Genomic DNA, 17,648 nt, shown 5'->3' on the forward strand with positions numbered 1-17,648 from the left:
ATTTCAGCCGCGGGAACCGACATGCCCAAGCGTACCGACATCAACAGCATCCTGATCATTGGCGCCGGCCCCATCGTCATCGGCCAGGCGTGCGAGTTCGACTACTCCGGCGCCCAGGCCTGCAAGGCCCTGCGCGAGGAGGGCTTCCGGGTCATCCTGGTCAACTCCAACCCGGCCACCATCATGACCGACCCGGCCATGGCCGACGCCACCTACATCGAGCCGATCACCTGGCAGGCGGTGGAGAAGATCATCGAGGCCGAGCGCCCCGATGCCATCCTGCCCACCATGGGCGGCCAGACCGCGCTCAACTGCGCGCTCGACCTGGACAAGCACGGCGTGCTCGAGAAGTACGGCGTGGAGATGATCGGCGCCAACGCCGACGCCATCAACAAGGCCGAGGACCGCGACCTCTTCGACCAGGCCATGAAGCGCATCGGCCTGGAGTGCCCCAAGGCCGAGGTGGCCCACAGCATGGCGGAGGCCTGGCGCATCCAGGAGTCGCTGGGCTTCCCGGTGATCATCCGCCCCTCCTACACCATGGGCGGCTCCGGCGGCGGCGTGGCCTACAACAAGGAGGAGTTCGAGGAGATCTGCACCCGCGGCTTCGAGCTCTCCAACAATCATGAGCTGCTGATCGACGAGTCGCTGCTGGGGTGGAAGGAGTACGAGATGGAGGTCGTTCGCGACAGGAACGACAACTGCATCATCGTCTGCTCGATCGAGAACTTCGACCCCATGGGCGTGCACACCGGCGACTCCATCACCGTGGCCCCGGCGCAGACGCTGACCGACAAGGAGTACCAGATCATGCGCGACGCCTCGCTGGCGGTGCTGCGCGAGATCGGCGTCGAGACCGGCGGCTCCAACGTGCAGTTCGGCGTCGACCCGGATACCGGGCGCATGGTCGTGATCGAGATGAACCCGCGGGTGTCGCGCTCCTCGGCGCTGGCCTCCAAGGCCACCGGCTTCCCGATCGCCAAGATCGCCGCCAAGCTGGCGGTGGGCTATACCCTGGACGAACTCTCCAACGACATCACCGGCGGGCGCACCCCGGCGTCCTTCGAGCCGTCGATCGACTACGTGGTCACCAAGATCCCGCGCTTCACCTTCGAGAAGTTCCCCCAGGCCAACGACCGCCTGACCACCCAGATGAAGTCGGTGGGCGAGGTGATGGCCATCGGGCGGACCTTCCAGGAGTCGCTGCAGAAGGCGCTGCGCGGGCTCGAGACCGGCAACGACGGCCTCGACCCCAAGGTCACTGACTTCAGCGACGACGCCATGGCGCATATCAAGGGCGAGCTGCAGGCCGCCGGCGCCGAGCGCATCTTCTACGTCGCCGATGCCATGCGCAGCGGCATGAGCGTGGCGGAGGTCTTCGAGCTGACCAAGATCGACCCCTGGTTCCTGGTCCAGCTCGAGGACCTGGTGCGCATCGAGCAGGAGGTGGCCAGGCGTTCGCTCTCCGAGTTCACCCCGCGCGAGCTGTTCGGCCTCAAGCGCAAGGGCTTCTCCGACGCGCGCCTGGCCAAGCTGCTCGGCGTCTCCGAGAAGGAGTTCCGCCGCACGCGCCAGAAGGCCGGCATCCGCCCGGTCTACAAGCGCGTCGACACCTGCGCCGCCGAGTTCGCCTCGAACACCGCCTACATGTACTCCACCTACGAGGAGGAGTGCGAGGCCGAGGTCAGCGAGCGCCGCAAGATCATGGTGCTGGGCGGCGGGCCCAACCGCATCGGGCAGGGCATCGAGTTCGACTACTGCTGCGTCCACGCCGCCTTCGCCATGCGCGACGACGGCTTTGAAACCATCATGGTCAACTGCAACCCGGAAACCGTCTCCACCGACTACGACACCTCCGACCGCCTCTACTTCGAGCCGGTGACGCTGGAGGACGTGCTGGAGATCGCCGACAAGGAGCAGCCGGTCGGCGTGATCGTGCAGTTCGGCGGCCAGACCCCGCTCAAGCTGGCCCGCGAGCTCGAGGCCGCCGGCGTGCCGATCATCGGCACCACCCCGGACGCCATCGACCGCGCCGAGGACCGCGAGCGCTTCCAGCAGATGATCGACAAGCTGGGCCTCAAGCAGCCGCCCAATGCCACCGCGCGCAGCTTCGACGAGGCCTTCGTCAAGGCCGAGGCGATCGGCTACCCGCTGGTGGTGCGCCCGAGCTACGTGCTCGGCGGCCGCGCCATGGAGATCGTCTACTCGGCCGACGAGCTGGAGAACTACATGACCCACGCGGTCAAGGTCTCCAACGACTCGCCGGTGCTGCTCGATCACTTCCTCAACGCCGCCATCGAGATCGACATCGACGCCGTTTCCGACGGCCACGAGGTGGTGATCGGCGGCATCATGCAGCACATCGAGCAGGCCGGCGTGCACTCCGGCGACTCCGCCTGCGCGCTGCCGCCCTACTCGCTGCCCGCCGAGGTGCAGGACGAGATGCGCGACCAGGTCAAGCGCATGGCGGTCGAGCTCGGCGTGGTGGGGCTGATGAACGTGCAGCTGGCGTGGCAGGACGGCGAGATCTACGTCATCGAGGTCAACCCGCGCGCCTCGCGCACCGCGCCCTTCGTCTCCAAGTGCATCGGCACCTCGCTGGCCCAGGTCGCCGCCCGCTGCATGGCCGGCACCAGCCTGGCCGAGCAGGGCTTCACCCGCGAGGTCGTACCGCACTTCTACAGCGTCAAGGAGGCAGTGTTCCCGTTCAACAAGTTCCCCGGCGTCGACCCCATCCTGTCGCCGGAGATGAAGTCCACCGGCGAGGTGATGGGCTCCGGCGATACCTTCGCCGAGGCCTTCTACAAGGCGCAGCTGGGCGCCGGCGAGGCGATTCCCAAGCTCGAAGGCGAGCGCAAGGCGTTCCTCTCGGTGCGCGAGCCGGACAAGGCGGGTGTTATCGAGATCGCGCGTTCTCTGCTAGGATTGGGGTTCACACTGTGCGCGACCCGCGGCACCGCTGCCGCCCTCGAAGCTGCCGGCCTCGAGGTGGAGGTCGTGAACAAGGTTTACGAAGGTCGTCCGCATATCGTCGATCTGCTCAAGAACGACGACATCGCCTATATCGTCAATACCACCGAGGGTCGCCAGGCGATCAACGACTCCTCGGTGATCCGCCGTACCGCGCTGGCCCGCAAGGTGCCCTATGCCACCACCCTGGCAGGGGCGAGTGCCGTTTGCATGGCGCTGGAGTACGGCAACGAGATCACGGTGCGGCGGCTACAGGAACTGCATGCAGGAGCAACACAATGAACAAGGTCCCGATGACCGTTGCCGGTGAGGCACGCCTGCGCAAGGAGCTCGAGCAGCTCAAGAGCGAGGCGCGGCCGAAGGTGATCGCGGCGATTGCCGAGGCCCGTGAGCACGGCGATCTCAAGGAGAACGCCGAATACCACGCGGCGCGCGAACAGCAGGGCTTCATCGAGGGGCGCATCCAGGAGATCGAGAGCAAGCTCGCGAGCGCCCAGGTGATCGACGTGCACAAGCTGCCGCAGACCGGCAAGGTGATCTTCGGCGTCACCGTCGAGCTGATCAACCTCGGCAACGACGAGGAGGTCTCCTACCAGATCGTCGGCGAGGACGAGGCCGACATCAAGAGCGGCAAGATCTCGGTCACCTCGCCCATCGCCCGCGCCCTGATCGGCAAGGAGGAGGGCGACGTGGTGGTGGTCAGCACGCCGGGCGGCGAGGTCGAGTACGAGATCTCGAGCGTCGAGCACCGCTGAGCGACGAGCCACGAACCAGCAAAAGCCCGCGACAGTTTGTCGCGGGCTTTTGCGAATTCGCTCACGGCTCGGAGCCCGAGGCTCGCCGTCGTGTGTCAGCGCCTAGTGGCGCCCGTGGTGATTCTCGAAGCGCTTGACGTTGGACAGCTTCGGGTTGGCCTGGGGGTTCCTGCGGTAGAGCAGCGCCATCTTGCCGATGGTCTGCACGCGCTCGGCGCCGCTGGCGGCCAGCAGCTCCTCGAGCATGGCCGCGCGGTCGTCGCGTTCGGCCAGGGCCAGCTTGACCTTGATCAGTTCGTGGTCGGCCAGCGCGCGGTCGAGTTCGGCCAGCACTCCTTCGGAAACCCCGTTCTCCGACACCGTCACGACCGGGTTGAGGTGGTGGCCGATGCTGCGGAATGCTTTCTTTTGTGCCTGTGACAAGCTCATGGTATCTTGCGTCTTCCCGGTTGCGCGTAACCTGCCATGGTACGGTGAAATGCGCGCCGGCGAAAGCAGGGCGAGGCCCGAGTTCGGCCCCGACCCGCTCCGCGTCTCACCGAACCGGGCCGACGCGCCCGCGAGGTTCGGATCTTCAGTCAAGGTGATCGTGTGGCCCGATCCACGTCCTCGCCCCGCGGCGGCAAGCCGGCGGCCAGCAAGAGCTCGGCTTCCTGGCTCAGGGAGCACTTCGACGACCGCTTCGTGCAGCAGAGCTGGCAGGACGGCTATCGCAGCCGCGCCAGCTACAAGCTGCTCGCGCTCGATGACAAGGACCGCCTGTTCAAGCCCGGCATGAGCGTGATCGACCTGGGCGCGGCCCCCGGCGGCTGGAGCCAGGTGGCGGCGGACCGGGTGGGGCCGGAAGGGCTGGTGATCGCCTCCGACATCCTCGAGATGGACGCCCTGGCCGGGGTCGAGTTCATCCAGGGCGACTTCACCGAGGAGGCCGTGCTCGAGGCGATCCTCGCGGCCCTGGCCGAGCGCCCGGTGGACCTTGTGATGTCCGACATGGCCCCCAATATGAGTGGTATGAGCGCCATCGACCAGCCCCAGGCGATGTACCTGGTGGAACTGGCCCTCGATCTGGCGCGCCAGACCCTGCGCCCCGGCGGTCGCTTCCTGGCCAAGGTGTTCCAGGGCGAAGGGTTCGATGCCTACCTGAAGGAGCTGCGCGCCAGCTTTTCCAAGGTAGTGACCCGCAAGCCGGAGGCTTCCCGCGCCCGTTCGCGTGAGGTCTACCTGCTGGCGGATGGATTCCGCGGCTGAGCCGATACCCTCGGCTCGGCACTTCCCGACCGGCGAAGCCGGTCCTGATAGCGACAGACTAACGGCGCAATGGCCGGACAGCGCGGCCCAACTGTGTCACAGTGTGGGGCAGGAAGGCCGGGCGGTCGACGGAACATGCCATGCCCGCCTGTGGTCATACTGTGGTCCGCTGTGGACTGGAGTGCCAGGCGTTACGGCCGAGAGATGCTTGCAATGAGGGTGGTCCCTTGAACGATATGGCGAAGAACCTGATCCTGTGGTTGGTCATCGCGGCGGTGCTGCTGACGGTGTTCAACAACTTCTCTGTCGATGGCACGCCGCAGACGATGAACTACTCGCAGTTCGTCCAGCAGGTGCAGAACCAGCAGATCCGCAGCGTGACCATCGATGGCTACACCATCACCGGCGAACGCGCCGACGGCTCGCAGTTCCAGACCATCCGGCCGGCGGCGGAAGATCCCAAGCTGATGGACGACCTGCTCTCCCACAACGTCACGGTGGTGGGCAAGGAGCCGCAGCAGCAGAGCCTGTGGACGCGGCTGCTGATCGCCAGCTTCCCGATCCTGCTGATTCTCGCCATCTTCATGTTCTTCATGCGCCAGATGCAGGGGGGCGCCGGCGGCAAGGGTGGGCCGATGAGTTTCGGCAAGTCGAAGGCCAAGCTGCTCTCCCAGGACCAGATCAAGACCACCTTTGCCGACGTCGCCGGCTGCGACGAGGCCAAGGAGGAGGTCGAGGAGCTGGTCGACTTCCTGCGCGATCCCTCCAAGTTCCAGCGCCTGGGCGGCACCATCCCCCGCGGCGTGTTGATGGTGGGGCCGCCGGGCACCGGCAAGACGCTGCTGGCGAAGTCCATCGCCGGCGAGGCCAAGGTGCCGTTCTTCTCGATCTCCGGCTCCGACTTCGTCGAGATGTTCGTCGGCGTGGGTGCCTCCCGCGTGCGTGACATGTTCGAGCAGGCCAAGAAGCAGGCGCCGTGCATCATCTTCATCGACGAGATCGACGCCGTGGGCCGCTCGCGCGGCGCCGGCATGGGCGGCGGCAACGACGAGCGCGAGCAGACGCTGAACCAGCTGCTGGTGGAGATGGACGGCTTCGAGGCCAACGAGGGCATCATCGTCATCGCCGCCACCAACCGCCCCGACGTGCTCGACCCGGCGCTGCTGCGCCCCGGCCGCTTCGACCGCCAGGTGGTGGTGCCGCTGCCCGACATCCGCGGTCGCGAGCACATCCTCAACGTGCACCTGCGCAAGGTGCCGCTGGCCGACGACGTCAAGCCGTCGCTGATCGCTCGCGGTACGCCGGGCTTCTCCGGCGCCGACCTGGCCAACCTGGTCAACGAGGCGGCGCTGTTCGCCGCGCGGCGCAACAAGCGCCTGGTCGGCATGGAGGAGCTCGAGCTGGCCAAGGACAAGATCATGATGGGCGCCGAGCGCCGCTCGATGGTCATGACCGACAAGGAGAAGCTCAACACCGCCTACCACGAGTCGGGTCACGCCATCATCGGCCTGCTGATGCCGGAGCACGACCCGGTCTACAAGGTCACCATCATCCCGCGCGGGCGTGCCCTCGGCGTGACCATGTTCCTGCCCGAGCAGGATCGCTACAGCCTGTCGCGCCAGCAGATCATCAGCCAGATCTGCTCGCTGTTCGGCGGCCGCATCGCCGAGGAGATGACGCTGGGGCCGAACGGCGTCACCACCGGGGCCTCCAACGACATCAAGCGCGCCACCGAGCTGGCCCACAACATGGTCGCCAAGTGGGGCCTGTCGGAGGAGATGGGGCCGATCATGTACGACGAGGACGAGTCGCACCAGTTCCTCGGCGGCCCGGGCCAGGGCGGCGGCAAGCTCAAGTCCGGCGAGACCACCACTCGCCTCGACAAGGAGGTGCGCAAGATCATCGACGAGTGCTACGCCAAGGCGCAGCAGATCCTCGAGGAGAATCGCGACAAGCTCGACGCCATGGCCGAGGCGCTGATGCAGTACGAGACCATCGACGCCGACCAGCTCAAGGACATCATGGAGGGCCGCAAGCCGCGCCCGCCGAAGGACTGGGAGGACGGCGACTCCGGCAGTGGTGCCCCCATCACCGGCGAGGCCGAGCCCAAGCGCGAGGAGGAGCCCGCCCAGGCGCCTGCCGACGGCAGCGGCGATGGCGGCGACCAGGGCGACGAGGACGAGGACGAGGAGCCGCGCCGACGCCCCTCCGACCCGTTGGGCGGCCCAGCCGGGTCGTGACGACCCTGCATGACACCAGGCGCCCCCATCGGGGCGCCTTTGCCGTGGGGGCATCCGACCCCAGGCCCGCGCCACAGGACCCATGACATGACAGACAACCCCGCACCGACCTGGCTGCCGTGTGGGCGGCACCGCCTCGACCTCTCCTATCCCCGCATCATGGGCATACTCAACGTCACGCCCGACTCCTTTTCCGATGGCGGCCGTCATCTCGCCCTCGACGACGCCCTGCGTCATGCCGAGCGCATGCTCGCCGAGGGCGCGGCGATCATCGACGTGGGCGGCGAATCGACCCGCCCGGGCGCTCAGGCGATCACCCAGCAGCAGGAGCTGGACCGGGTGGCGCCGGTGGTCGAGCGGCTGGTGTGCGAACTCGATGCGCTGGTCTCGGTGGACACCAGCAGTCCCGCGGTGATGCGCCAGACCGCGGCGCTGGGCGCCGGCATGATCAACGACGTGCGCGCGCTCACGCGCGAGGGGGCGCTGGAGTCGGCGCTCGGCACGGGCCTGCCGGTATGCCTGATGCACATGCAGGGCGAGCCGCAGGACATGCAGCAGGCGCCCCGCTATGATGCACCCATCGAGGAGGCCGTGATGAGCTTCCTCGCGGCGCGCGTGGCGGCCTGCGAGGCCGCCGGCCTGCGCCGCGAGCGCCTGCTGCTCGACCCCGGCTTCGGCTTCGGCAAGTCGGTCGAGCACAATTTGCGCCTGCTCAATCGCATGGAGCGTCTGGCCGAGCTCGAGCTGCCGCTGCTGGTGGGCATGTCGCGCAAGAGCATGATCGGCAAGGTGCTGGGCCGGCCGGTACAGGAGCGGCTGCCGGGCGGGCTGGCGCTGGCGTCGCTGGCGGTCGAGCGGGGCGCCAGAATCTTGCGTGTCCATGACGTTGGCCCGGTGATGGACGCGGTGAACATGACCTGGGCCGTGCTAAGGGAAGGCTGCGAGAATGACTAGAAGATACTTCGGTACGGATGGCATACGGGGCACGGTCGGGGAGTACCCCATCACCCCCGACTTCATGCTCAAGCTGGGCTGGGCGGTGGGGCGGGTGCTGGCCCGCGAGTCGGGCCGCGCGCGGGTGCTGATCGGCAAGGACACGCGCATCTCGGGCTACATGTTCGAGTCGGCCCTCGAGGCGGGCCTGTCGGCAGCCGGCGTCGACGTGGCGCTGCTCGGCCCGATGCCCACGCCCGGCATCGCCTACCTCACGCGCACCTTCCGTGCCGACGCCGGCATCGTCATCTCGGCCTCGCACAACCCCTTCGCCGACAACGGCATCAAGTTCTTCTCCACCGACGGCACCAAGCTGCCCGACGCGATCGAGGAGCGCATCGAGGCGATGCTCGACGAGCCGCTGACAACGGTGGCGGCGAGCCGGCTGGGCAAGGCGGTGCGCATCGACGACGCCGCCGGCCGCTACATCGAGTTCTGCAAGTCGACGATCCCCAATCGCGTCAGCCTGCACGGCCTGCGCATGGTGCTCGACTGCGCCCACGGCGCCACCTACCACATCGCGCCCAGCGTCTTTCGCGAGCTCGGCGCCGAGGTCAGCCTGGTCGGCGCCAGCCCCGACGGGCTCAACATCAACCGCGAGGTGGGCTCCACCTCGCCTGCCACCCTGCGCGCCGCGGTGATCCAGCAGAGCGCCGACCTCGGCATCGCCTTCGACGGCGACGGCGACCGGGTGCTGATGGTCGACGCCGACGGCTGCGAGATCGACGGCGACGACATCCTCTACCTGATCGCCCGCGATCGCCATGAGCGAGGCCAGCTGGTGGGTGGCGTGGTCGGCACCCTGATGACCAACTTCGGCCTGGCCATGGCGCTCGAGGGCATGGGCATTCCCTTCGAGCGCGCCAAGGTCGGCGATCGCTACGTGGTCGAGCGGCTGGTGGAAAAGGGCTGGCAGCTGGGCGGCGAGTCCTCCGGCCACATCGTCTGTGCCGACGTGCAGAGCACCGGCGACGGCATCGTCTCGGCGCTGCAGGTGCTGGCGCTGATGGTCAGCGAAGGCAAGCCGCTGCAGGCCCTGCTCGCGGGGCTCGAGAAGGTGCCCCAGGCGCTGGTCAACGTGCGCCTGACCCCGGGCAGCGACGCCAAGGCGCTGATGGCGAGCCCGGCCGTCCAGGAGGCGGTGACCCGCATGGAGGCGGAGCTGGGCGACGAGGGGCGCGTACTGCTGCGCCCGTCCGGTACCGAGCCGCTGATCCGGGTGATGGTCGAGGGGCGGGCGCACCTCGATGTCGAGGGGCTGGCGAGTCGCCTGGCCGCCCAGGTCGAGCAGGAGCTGGGTTGACATCCGCTCCAGCGGTTGTCTTGGCCTGGCGCCTCCTATACCATTTCGCTCCACTTTGAAAGAGGACGCAGCATGCGAACGCCGCTGATCGCCGGGAACTGGAAGATGAACGGTTCGGCCGCGCTGGTCGAAGAGTTCGGTCGTGCCTTCGCCGGAACGACGCTCCCGGCGCCGCTGGACGTGGTCATTCTGCCCCCCTTCCCCTATCTGGATGCGGCGCGGCGGGCCTTCGAGGGCAGCTCGCTGCGCCTCGGCGCGCAGACGCTCAACCCGCTCCACTCCGGTGCCCGCACCGGCGAGGTGAGCGGGCGCATGCTCAAGGAGTTCGGTGTCGAGTTCGCCCTGGCGGGGCACTCCGAGCGGCGCCAGCTCTACCGCGAGGACGACGAGGCCGTGCACGACCGGCTGCTGGCGGCGCTCAACGCCGACATCACCCCGATCCTGTGCGTCGGCGAGACCCTCGAGGAGCGTGACGCGGGCAGGACCCTGGAGGTCGTGCTGCGCCAGGTGGGCTACGTGATGGCGCGGCTGGAGCCGGATCAGCGCGCGCGCGTGGTCATCGCCTACGAACCGGTGTGGGCCATCGGCACCGGGCGCACGGCGACGCCGCAGCAGGCCCAGGAGGTCATGGCCGCCATCCGCGACTACCAGGCCGGCTTCGATCGGGACCTCGCGGCAGGCCTGCGCCTGCTGTACGGCGGCAGCATGAACGCCGGCAACGCGGCTGAGCTGTTGGCCCAGCCCGACATCGACGGCGGCCTGGTGGGCGGCGCTTCGCTCAAGGTCGACGATTTCCTAGCCATTTGTCAGTCAGCAGGTTGAATCCATGCAAGTTGCCATTCTCATGATCCACGTGGCGATCGCCATCGCCCTGGTCGTTCTCATCCTGCTTCAGCAGGGCAAGGGTGCCGAAGCCGGCGCAGCCTTCGGCGGCGGTGCCTCACAGACCGTGTTCGGCTCGCGCGGCAGCGGTAGCTTCCTCTCGCGCACCACGGCGGTGCTGGCGGCGGCCTTCTTCGCCACCTCGCTGACCCTGGCCTACTTCGCCAGCCAGACGGGCGATGCGCCGGAGGTGGGCATCCCCGACTCGCGCCTGATCGAACAGCAGCGCGGGCTGCCGACCCTTGACGACGAGGCAGATGACGTGGATAATACCGCGCCAGTGCTGGAGGAAAGCGAGGAGTAGGTCGCGCCTCCGGCAACCTAGCAAGCCGAAGTGGTGGAATTGGTAGACACGCTATCTTGAGGGGGTAGTGACCTTACGGTCGTGCGGGTTCAAGTCCCGCCTTCGGCACCATCTGAAACGCCGTGGTCCTGCGGGATCGCGTGTCGTCAGACGCAGGATTGGCACCAGGAAGATGTGGGCGCCCGCTCGGCTCGAGTCAGCTTGACTCAAGCCTGTAACGCGCCTACAATCGCCGACCTGGAATGTTGCGGGGTGGAGCAGTCTGGTAGCTCGTCGGGCTCATAACCCGAAGGTCATCGGTTCAAATCCGGTCCCCGCTACCATTTTCCGGCAGGCATCCGATCGGGATGCAGGATGTCGAAAGTGGTACGACAGGTTTCTTGTGAAAGGCCCCTTCCTGCGAAGGGGCTTTTTGTTAGCAGCATACTGCCGGCCCGGCCGGCAGTGGTTGTCCGGGCAACGCCAATCAGCCACCTAGCTTTCCTGTTCACTCCCGGCCAGGTGCCTGATGCAACGGCTGTAGGAGCTTTCTCTGTGGCACTCAAGGACGCTGCGCTATATGCGCTGATCGAGCCGGTGGTCACCGCCATGGGTTTCGAGCTCTGGGGCATCGATTATCGCCCCCAGGGCAAGCAATCCCGGCTGGTGATCTACATTGATCATGCCGACGGTGTGAGCGTGGATCACTGCGCCGACGTCAGTCGCCAGGTGAGTGCCGTGCTCGACGTGGAGGATCCCATTCCGGGTGAATATCGCCTGGAGGTGTCGTCCCCGGGCATGGACCGTCCGCTGTTTACCCTCGACCAGTTCGCCCGCTTTGCCGGACATCAGGTGGCGCTGAAGCTACGCGTTCCCTTCGACGGGCGGCGCAAGTTCCAGGGGCTGCTGGCCGGCATCGAGGAGGACGAGGTGCTGCTGCAGCTCGACGGCGAGGAGTACTGCTTTCCCATCGAAAGCATCGATCAGGCTCGGGTGGTCCCCCGGTTCGAAGACTGAGGTCGCCGGCCAAGGTTGCTGGCGCACAAGAACAGGTTTTCTGGCGAGGCATAGGCATGAGTAAAGAAATTTTGATGGTCGTGGATGCGATCTCCAACGAGAAGGGCGTGCCCCGGGACGTGATCTTCGAGGCCGTCGAGGCGGCGCTGGCCAGCGCATCGCGCAAGCGCTTCGAAGGGCGCGAGGTCAGCGTGCGGGTGCATATCGACCGTCAAACCGGCGAGTACGAGACCTTCCGCCGCTGGGAGGTGGTGGAGGACGACGAGTTCGAGAACCCCGACGCCGAGATCAAGCTCTCCTATGCCGAGCGCCGCGATCCGCCGCTGGGGCTGGGGGACGTGGTCGAGGAGCAGATCGAGAACGCCGCCTTCGGCCGCATCGCCGCCCAGACCGCCAAGCAGGTCATCGTGCAGAAGGTGCGCGAGGCCGAGCGTGCCGAGGTGGTGCGCCAGTACGCCGAGCGCGAGGGCGAGCTGGTCGCCGGCATCGTCAAGAAGACCACCCGCGACGGCCTGATCATCGATCTCGGCGACAACGCCGAGGCGTTCCTGCCGCGCAGCGAGATGATTCCCGGCGAGCGCTACCGCATGAACGACCGCGTTCGCGCGCTGCTGCTCAAGGTCGACGCCGAGGCGCGCGGGGCGCAGCTGATCCTGTCGCGCACCTGCCCCGAGCTGATCATCGAGCTGTTCAAGATCGAGGTGCCGGAGATCGCCGAGCAGCTCATCGAGATCAAGGGCGCGGCGCGCGACCCCGGCTCGCGGGCCAAGATCGCGGTCAAGACCAACGACCGGCGCATCGACCCGGTCGGCGCCTGCGTGGGCATGCGCGGTTCCCGCGTGCAGGCGGTATCGAGCGAGCTGCAGAACGAGCGGGTTGACATCATCCTGTGGGACGACAACCCCGCTCAGCTCGTCATCAACGCCATGGCGCCGGCCGATGTCGCCTCGATCCTGGTCGACGAGGACGCCCACGCCATGGACGTGGCCGTGGCCGAGGACAACCTGGCCCAGGCCATCGGCCGCAGCGGCCAGAACGTGCGCCTGGCCTCCGAGCTCACCGGCTGGCGGATCAACGTCATGACCGAGGGCGAGGCGGAAGACAAGCGCGAACAGGAGATCGACAGCCTGGTCGAGCACTTCATCCAGCACCTGGAGGTCGAGGAAGACCTCGCCCGGCTGCTGGTGGAGGAGGGATTCACCACGCTGGAGGAGATCGCCTACGTGCCCCTCGAGGAGATCCTCGAGATCGAGGAGCTCGACGAAGAGCTGGTGGAAGAACTGCGTGCGCGTGCCAAGGATGAACTGCTGACGCTGGCCATCGCCTCCGAGGAGGAGCTGGACGGCGCACAGCCGGCCGACGACCTGCTGGAGATGGATGGCATGGAGCGTCACCTGGCCTTCATCCTGGCCAGCCGGGGCATCGTCACCATGGAGGACCTCGCCGAGCAGTCCGTCGACGATCTGATGGACATCGAGGGCATGGACGAGGAGCGCGCTGCAGCACTGATCATGACTGCCCGTGCGCCCTGGTTCGAGAACGAACAGTAAACGGGTCACGGGCTGAGGAGGGTCGAGATGTCGGAAATGACCGTTAAGGATTTTGCAGCGAAGGTGGGCCGCGACGTGCCCCGCCTGCTGGAACAGATGAAAGAAGCCGGGCTCGAGCACAAGTCCGAGAGCGATGCCGTGTCCGAGGAGGACAAGCGCAAGCTGCTCGACTACCTGACCAAGAGCCATGGCGGCAGCGGCGCAGGCGCGCGCAACCGCATCACGTTGACGCGCAAGACCCGCAGCCGGATCAAGACCGGCGAGCGCGGCAAGACCATCGAGGTGCAGGTGCGCAAGAAGCGCACCTACGTCAAGCGCGCCGAGGAGGAGGCGCCGGCGCCCGAGCCGGCGGAGGAGTCCGGGCCGCGTCAGCTGGTGGGCGACATGGCCGACTCCCAGGCCAAGCGCGAGGCGCTGGAGGCCCAGGAGGCCGAACAGGCCAAGGCGAGCGCCGCCGAGCAGGCCGCCCGCGAGGAGGCCGCCAAGGCCGAGGCGCCCAGGGCCGCGGCCGAGCCCGAGCTTCCGGTGCCCGAGCTGGTGGCCTCGGAAGAGCCGGCCGCCGAGCCCGAGCCGCCTGCGCCGCCCAAGGAGGGTCGCACCGATCGCCGCACCGCGCCGCCCAAGAAGGCCTCGGCCAAGAAAGGGCGTCACGACCGTGACGACGACGACCGCGGCGACCGCGAGGAGCGTCGCCGTGGCGGCGGCAAGAAGGTCAAGCGCGCCGAGCGCCGCGGCGGCCGGCGTGGCTCCAGCCAGTCCGGTGGCGGCAAGCACGGCTTTCAGAAGCCGACGCAGCCGATCGTGCGCGAGGTCTCGATTCCCGAGTCGATCAGCGTCGCCGAGCTGGCCGACAAGATGTCGATCAAGGCCAACGAGGTCATCAAGACTATGTTCACCATGGGTGCGGCGGTGACCATCAACCAGACCATCGATCAGGACACCGCGGCGATCGTGGTCGAGGAGATGGGCCACAAGCCCAAGCTGATCAAGGACGACGCCCTCGAGACCGAAATGCTCGAAGGCATCTCCTACGAGGGCGAGGAGATCACCCGCTCGCCGGTGGTCACGGTGATGGGTCACGTCGACCACGGCAAGACCTCGCTGCTCGACTACATCCGCAAGGCCAAGGTGGCCACCGGCGAGGCCGGCGGCATCACCCAGCACATCGGCGCCTACCACGTCGAGGACGAGCACGGCGGCGTGACCTTCCTCGACACCCCGGGCCACGCGGCGTTCACCGCCATGCGTGCGCGCGGTGCCAAGGCCACCGACGTGGTCATCCTGGTGGTGGCGGCCGACGACGGCGTCATGCCGCAGACCATCGAGGCGATCGAGCACTCCAAGGCGGCCGACGTGCCGATGGTGGTGGCGGTCAACAAGATCGACAAGCCGTCGGCGGACCCGGACCGGGTCAAGAACGAGCTCTCCCAGCACGGCGTCATCTCCGAGGAGTGGGGCGGCGACACCCAGTTCGTCCACGTCTCGGCCAAGACCGGCGAGGGCATCGAGGACCTGCTGGAGGCGATCCAGCTGGTCTCCGAGGTGCTCGAGCTGAAGGCCGTGCCGGAGGCGCCGGGCAAGGGCGTGGTGGTCGAGTCACGCCTCGACAAGGGGCGTGGCCCGGTGGCCACCGTGCTGGTCCAGAACGGCACCCTGAAGAAGGGCGACATCGTGCTCGCCGGCCTGCACTACGGCCGCGTGCGCGCGCTGACCAACGAGCTCGGCCAGCACGTCGACGAGGCGGGTCCCGCCATGCCGGTGGAGATCCAGGGCCTCGACGGCACCCCCGACGCCGGTGACGACTTCATGGTCGTGGCCGACGAGAAGAAGGCCCGCGAGGTCGCCAACTTCCGTCAGGGCAAGTACCGCGAGGTGCGCCTGGCACGCCAGCAGAAGGCCAAGCTGGAGAACATGTTCAGCCAGATGGGCCAGGACGAGGTGGCCAAGGTCAACATCGTGCTCAAGGCCGACGTGCAGGGCTCGCTGGAGGCGATCAAGGGCGCGCTCGAGGAGCTCTCCACCGACGAGGTGCAGGTGGCCGTGGTCTCATCCGGCGTGGGCGGCATCACCGGCACCGACGCCAACCTGGCGCTGGCTTCCGAGGCCATCGTGGTCGGCTTCAACGTGCGTGCCGACGCCGCCGCCCGCGAGATCATCGAGCGCGAGGGGCTGGATCTGCGCTACTACAGCGTCATCTACCAGCTCATCGACGAGGTCAAGCAGGCCATGAGCGGCATGCTGGCGCCGGAGTGGAAGGAGGAGATCGTCGGCGTGGCCGAGGTTCGCGACGTCTTCCGCGCGCCCAAGATCGGCGCCGTGGCCGGCTGCATGGTGGTCGAGGGCACCGTCTTCCGTAACAAGAAGATCCGCGTGCTGCGCGACAACGTGGTCATCTACGAGGGCGAGCTCGAGTCGCTGCGCCGCTTCAAGGACGACGTGCAGGAAGTGCGCAGCGGCATGGAGTGCGGCATCGGCGTCAAGAACTACAACGACGTCCAGGTCGGCGACAAGATCGAGGTCTTCGACCAGGTCAAGGTCGAGCGGACGCTGTAATCGCAGCGGGAGTGGAGCATGCGCGAGTTCAAGCGTACCGACCGGGTCGGCGACCAGCTGCAGAAGGAGCTGGCCGTGCTGATCCAGCGCGAGGTCAAGGACCCGCGCCTGGGCATGGTCACCGTCAGCGGGGTCACGGTCAGCCGTGACCTCGGCTACGCCGACGTCTACGTGACCCTGCTGGGCGAGGACGGCCCCGAGCGCATCAAGGAAAACCTCCAGGTGCTGAAGCAGGCGGCGGGCTTCCTGCGCAGCCAGATCGCCCGGCGCATCAAGCTGCGGCACGTGCCGGAGCTGCGCTTCCACTACGACGAGAGCGTGGTGCGCGGTCAGCGTCTCTCCTCGCTGATCGACGAGGCGGTCGAACGCGACCGCTCCCGGCATGCCGGGGAAGAGGGCGGACCGGGCGACGAGGGAGAGCGCGACTGATGGCGCGGCGTCGGCGCGGCCTGCCGGTCGACGGTGTGCTGCTGCTCGACAAGCCCAAGGGGGAGTCGAGCAACCGCATCCTGCAGCGCGCCCGGCGCCTGCTGCAGGCGCAGAAGGCGGGCCACACCGGCACGCTCGACCCCATGGCCACCGGGCTGCTGCCGGTGTGTCTGGGGGAGGCGACGAAGTTCTCGGCCCACCTGCTCGAGGCCGACAAGGTTTACCGTACCCGGGTGCAGTTGGGCGCGGTGACCGCCACCGGCGACGCCGAGGGCGAGGTGATCGAGCGCCGCGAGGTGCCGTCGCTGACGGCGGCGGACGTCGAGCGGGTGCTCGAGCGCTTTCGCGGCGAGATCGAGCAGGTGCCGCCGATGTACTCGGCGCTCAAGCATCAGGGCCGCAAGCTCTACGAGCTGGCCCGCGAGGGCAAAAGCGTCGAGCGTGCAGTGCGGCGCGTGACGGTGTATGATGCCCGGCTGCTCGCCGTCGAGGCCGATGCCTTCGAGCTCGAGGTGCGGGTGAGCAAGGGCACGTACATCCGCACCCTGGCCGAGGACATCGGCCGGGCGCTCGGCTGCGGGGCCCACATCACCGCCCTGCGACGGCTCGCCACCGGCCCCTTCGACAGCCGCGGCATGCTGCCCCTGGAGGCGCTCGAAGCGCTGCCGGGCCAGGACCAGCGCGAGGCGACGCTGCTGCCGGTCGACGTGCTGGTGGCGCACCTGCCGCGGCTCGACGTGGACGCGGCGGCCAGGCGGCGACTGATGCACGGCCAGCCGGCCGGGGTCGACCGGGGCGCGGTGAACGTCGGCGAGCTGGCAAGACTCTACTGCGACGAGGCCTTCCTCGGCCTTGGCGTGGTGACGGGGCCACAGGAGGTGGCGCCGAAGCGGCTGCTCAATACGGCGGCCGGATGAGGGGCGGACGACTCGCCGCCCGCAAGGAGAGACGCCCGAGACTGCAAATATGCGTGGTCTCACACATTCACGTTTCAGGCATATTGCTTACTGGAGACACAGATGGCACTTACCGCTGAACAGAAGGCCGAGATCGTCAAGGAATTCGGCCGTGGCGACAACGACACCGGTTCCCCCGAGGTTCAGGTGGCCCTGCTGAGCGCCAACATCGACGGCCTGCAGGACCACTTCAAGACCAACAAGCAGGATCACCACTCTCGTCGTGGCCTGATCCGCATGGTCAACCAGCGCCGCAAGCTGCTGGACTACCTGAAGCGCAAGGACCTGTCGCGCTATCAGGCGCTGATCCAGCGTCTGGGCCTGCGTCGCTGAGAAAAGGTATTTCGTAACGCGAAATCCGCCCTTACTTCGGCCATTCGAAACGGGCAGTTCCCTCGGGGGCTGCCCGTTTTGCGTTTTGTCAGGGGGAAAAGGGGTCGTATAGGTGGCTCTCGCGCGCGTCAACCCC

General features: G+C 67.5%; 15 protein-coding genes and 2 tRNA genes. 16 read left to right on the top strand and 1 reads right to left on the bottom strand.

Translation table 11 applies throughout. The features are described 5' to 3' along the window. Positions 1–21: 21 nt before the first annotated feature. On the top strand, positions 22–3,252 hold the full coding sequence (gene carB / locus DIS04_RS18205) for a carbamoyl-phosphate synthase large subunit (protein ID WP_111415214.1): 3,231 nt from the start codon (positions 22–24) through the stop codon (positions 3,250–3,252). Further along, positions 3,249–3,725, top strand: a complete 477-nt coding sequence (gene greA, locus DIS04_RS18210) for a transcription elongation factor GreA (protein WP_111415215.1) — start codon at positions 3,249–3,251, stop codon at positions 3,723–3,725. The genes carB and greA overlap by 4 nt, the downstream gene beginning before the upstream one ends. Positions 3,726–3,827: 102 nt before the next feature. On the opposite strand, the gene yhbY is transcribed toward greA, so the two are convergent. After that, positions 3,828–4,154, bottom strand: a complete 327-nt coding sequence (gene yhbY, locus DIS04_RS18215) for a ribosome assembly RNA-binding protein YhbY (RefSeq protein WP_111415216.1) — start codon at positions 4,152–4,154, stop codon at positions 3,828–3,830. A 162-nt stretch (positions 4,155–4,316) separates the two neighbouring features. Between yhbY and rlmE the strand changes: the two genes are divergently transcribed. From rlmE to rpsO, 14 genes are all read left to right on the top strand, one after another. Further along, a complete protein-coding gene (rlmE, locus tag DIS04_RS18220) occupies positions 4,317–4,973 on the top strand; it encodes a 23S rRNA (uridine(2552)-2'-O)-methyltransferase RlmE (RefSeq protein ID WP_111415217.1) in 657 nt (218 codons plus the stop codon). A 227-nt stretch (positions 4,974–5,200) separates the two neighbouring features. Then, positions 5,201–7,213: an ATP-dependent zinc metalloprotease FtsH gene (ftsH, locus tag DIS04_RS18225; protein ID WP_111415218.1), complete on the top strand. Its 2,013-nt coding sequence runs from the start codon at positions 5,201–5,203 to the stop codon at positions 7,211–7,213. Between the two features lie 87 nt (positions 7,214–7,300). Continuing rightward, complete coding sequence (gene folP / locus DIS04_RS18230; RefSeq protein ID WP_179951302.1) at positions 7,301–8,167, top strand: dihydropteroate synthase; 867 nt, start codon at positions 7,301–7,303, stop codon at positions 8,165–8,167. Further along, positions 8,160–9,509 (top strand): phosphoglucosamine mutase, encoded by a 1,350-nt coding sequence (gene glmM / locus DIS04_RS18235; RefSeq protein WP_111415219.1) that lies wholly within the window; start codon positions 8,160–8,162, stop codon positions 9,507–9,509. The genes folP and glmM overlap by 8 nt, the downstream gene beginning before the upstream one ends. A gap of 72 nt (positions 9,510–9,581) precedes the next feature. Further along, on the top strand, positions 9,582–10,331 hold the full coding sequence (tpiA, locus tag DIS04_RS18240) for a triose-phosphate isomerase (protein WP_111415220.1): 750 nt from the start codon (positions 9,582–9,584) through the stop codon (positions 10,329–10,331). Between the two features lie 4 nt (positions 10,332–10,335). Continuing rightward, positions 10,336–10,695 (top strand): preprotein translocase subunit SecG, encoded by a 360-nt coding sequence (gene secG / locus DIS04_RS18245; protein ID WP_111415221.1) that lies wholly within the window; start codon positions 10,336–10,338, stop codon positions 10,693–10,695. A 24-nt stretch (positions 10,696–10,719) separates the two neighbouring features. Beyond that, a tRNA-Leu gene (locus DIS04_RS18250) sits at positions 10,720–10,806 on the top strand. A gap of 135 nt (positions 10,807–10,941) precedes the next feature. Then, positions 10,942–11,018, top strand: a tRNA-Met gene (locus tag DIS04_RS18255). Positions 11,019–11,229: 211 nt separating this feature from the next. After that, entirely contained in the window at positions 11,230–11,691 is a 462-nt protein-coding gene (gene rimP, locus DIS04_RS18260; protein ID WP_111415222.1) for a ribosome maturation factor RimP, read from the top strand. 56 nt (positions 11,692–11,747) lie between these two features. Then, positions 11,748–13,241 (top strand): transcription termination factor NusA, encoded by a 1,494-nt coding sequence (gene nusA / locus DIS04_RS18265; protein ID WP_111415223.1) that lies wholly within the window; start codon positions 11,748–11,750, stop codon positions 13,239–13,241. A 27-nt stretch (positions 13,242–13,268) separates the two neighbouring features. After that, a complete protein-coding gene (infB, locus tag DIS04_RS18270; RefSeq protein WP_111415224.1) occupies positions 13,269–15,794 on the top strand; it encodes a translation initiation factor IF-2 in 2,526 nt (841 codons plus the stop codon). A gap of 18 nt (positions 15,795–15,812) precedes the next feature. Continuing rightward, positions 15,813–16,223, top strand: a complete 411-nt coding sequence (rbfA, locus tag DIS04_RS18275) for a 30S ribosome-binding factor RbfA (protein ID WP_111415225.1) — start codon at positions 15,813–15,815, stop codon at positions 16,221–16,223. After that, entirely contained in the window at positions 16,223–17,140 is a 918-nt protein-coding gene (gene truB, locus DIS04_RS18280) for a tRNA pseudouridine(55) synthase TruB (protein ID WP_111415226.1), read from the top strand. The genes rbfA and truB overlap by 1 nt, the downstream gene beginning before the upstream one ends. A gap of 102 nt (positions 17,141–17,242) precedes the next feature. Next, positions 17,243–17,512 (top strand): 30S ribosomal protein S15, encoded by a 270-nt coding sequence (rpsO, locus tag DIS04_RS18285; protein ID WP_111415227.1) that lies wholly within the window; start codon positions 17,243–17,245, stop codon positions 17,510–17,512. Positions 17,513–17,648 lie beyond the last annotated feature (136 nt).

The sequence above is a fragment of the Billgrantia lactosivorans genome (assembly GCF_003254665.1).
GTDB lineage: Bacteria > Pseudomonadota > Gammaproteobacteria > Pseudomonadales > Halomonadaceae > Halomonas > Halomonas lactosivorans.

Excerpts from the sequence above, each read along its gene's own strand:
- carB (WP_111415214.1), top strand. The coding sequence starts at position 22 with ATGCCCAAGCGTACCGACATCAACAGCATCCTGATCATTGGCGCCGGC.
- greA (WP_111415215.1), top strand. The coding sequence starts at position 3,249 with ATGAACAAGGTCCCGATGACCGTTGCCGGTGAGGCACGCCTGCGCAAG.
- yhbY (WP_111415216.1), bottom strand. The coding sequence starts at position 4,154 with ATGAGCTTGTCACAGGCACAAAAGAAAGCATTCCGCAGCATCGGCCAC.
- folP (WP_179951302.1), top strand. The coding sequence starts at position 7,301 with ATGACAGACAACCCCGCACCGACCTGGCTGCCGTGTGGGCGGCACCGC.
- glmM (WP_111415219.1), top strand. The coding sequence starts at position 8,160 with ATGACTAGAAGATACTTCGGTACGGATGGCATACGGGGCACGGTCGGG.
- tpiA (WP_111415220.1), top strand. The coding sequence starts at position 9,582 with ATGCGAACGCCGCTGATCGCCGGGAACTGGAAGATGAACGGTTCGGCC.
- secG (WP_111415221.1), top strand. The coding sequence starts at position 10,336 with ATGCAAGTTGCCATTCTCATGATCCACGTGGCGATCGCCATCGCCCTG.
- nusA (WP_111415223.1), top strand. The coding sequence starts at position 11,748 with ATGAGTAAAGAAATTTTGATGGTCGTGGATGCGATCTCCAACGAGAAG.
- infB (WP_111415224.1), top strand. The coding sequence starts at position 13,269 with ATGTCGGAAATGACCGTTAAGGATTTTGCAGCGAAGGTGGGCCGCGAC.
- rbfA (WP_111415225.1), top strand. The coding sequence starts at position 15,813 with ATGCGCGAGTTCAAGCGTACCGACCGGGTCGGCGACCAGCTGCAGAAG.
- truB (WP_111415226.1), top strand. The coding sequence starts at position 16,223 with ATGGCGCGGCGTCGGCGCGGCCTGCCGGTCGACGGTGTGCTGCTGCTC.
- rpsO (WP_111415227.1), top strand. The coding sequence starts at position 17,243 with ATGGCACTTACCGCTGAACAGAAGGCCGAGATCGTCAAGGAATTCGGC.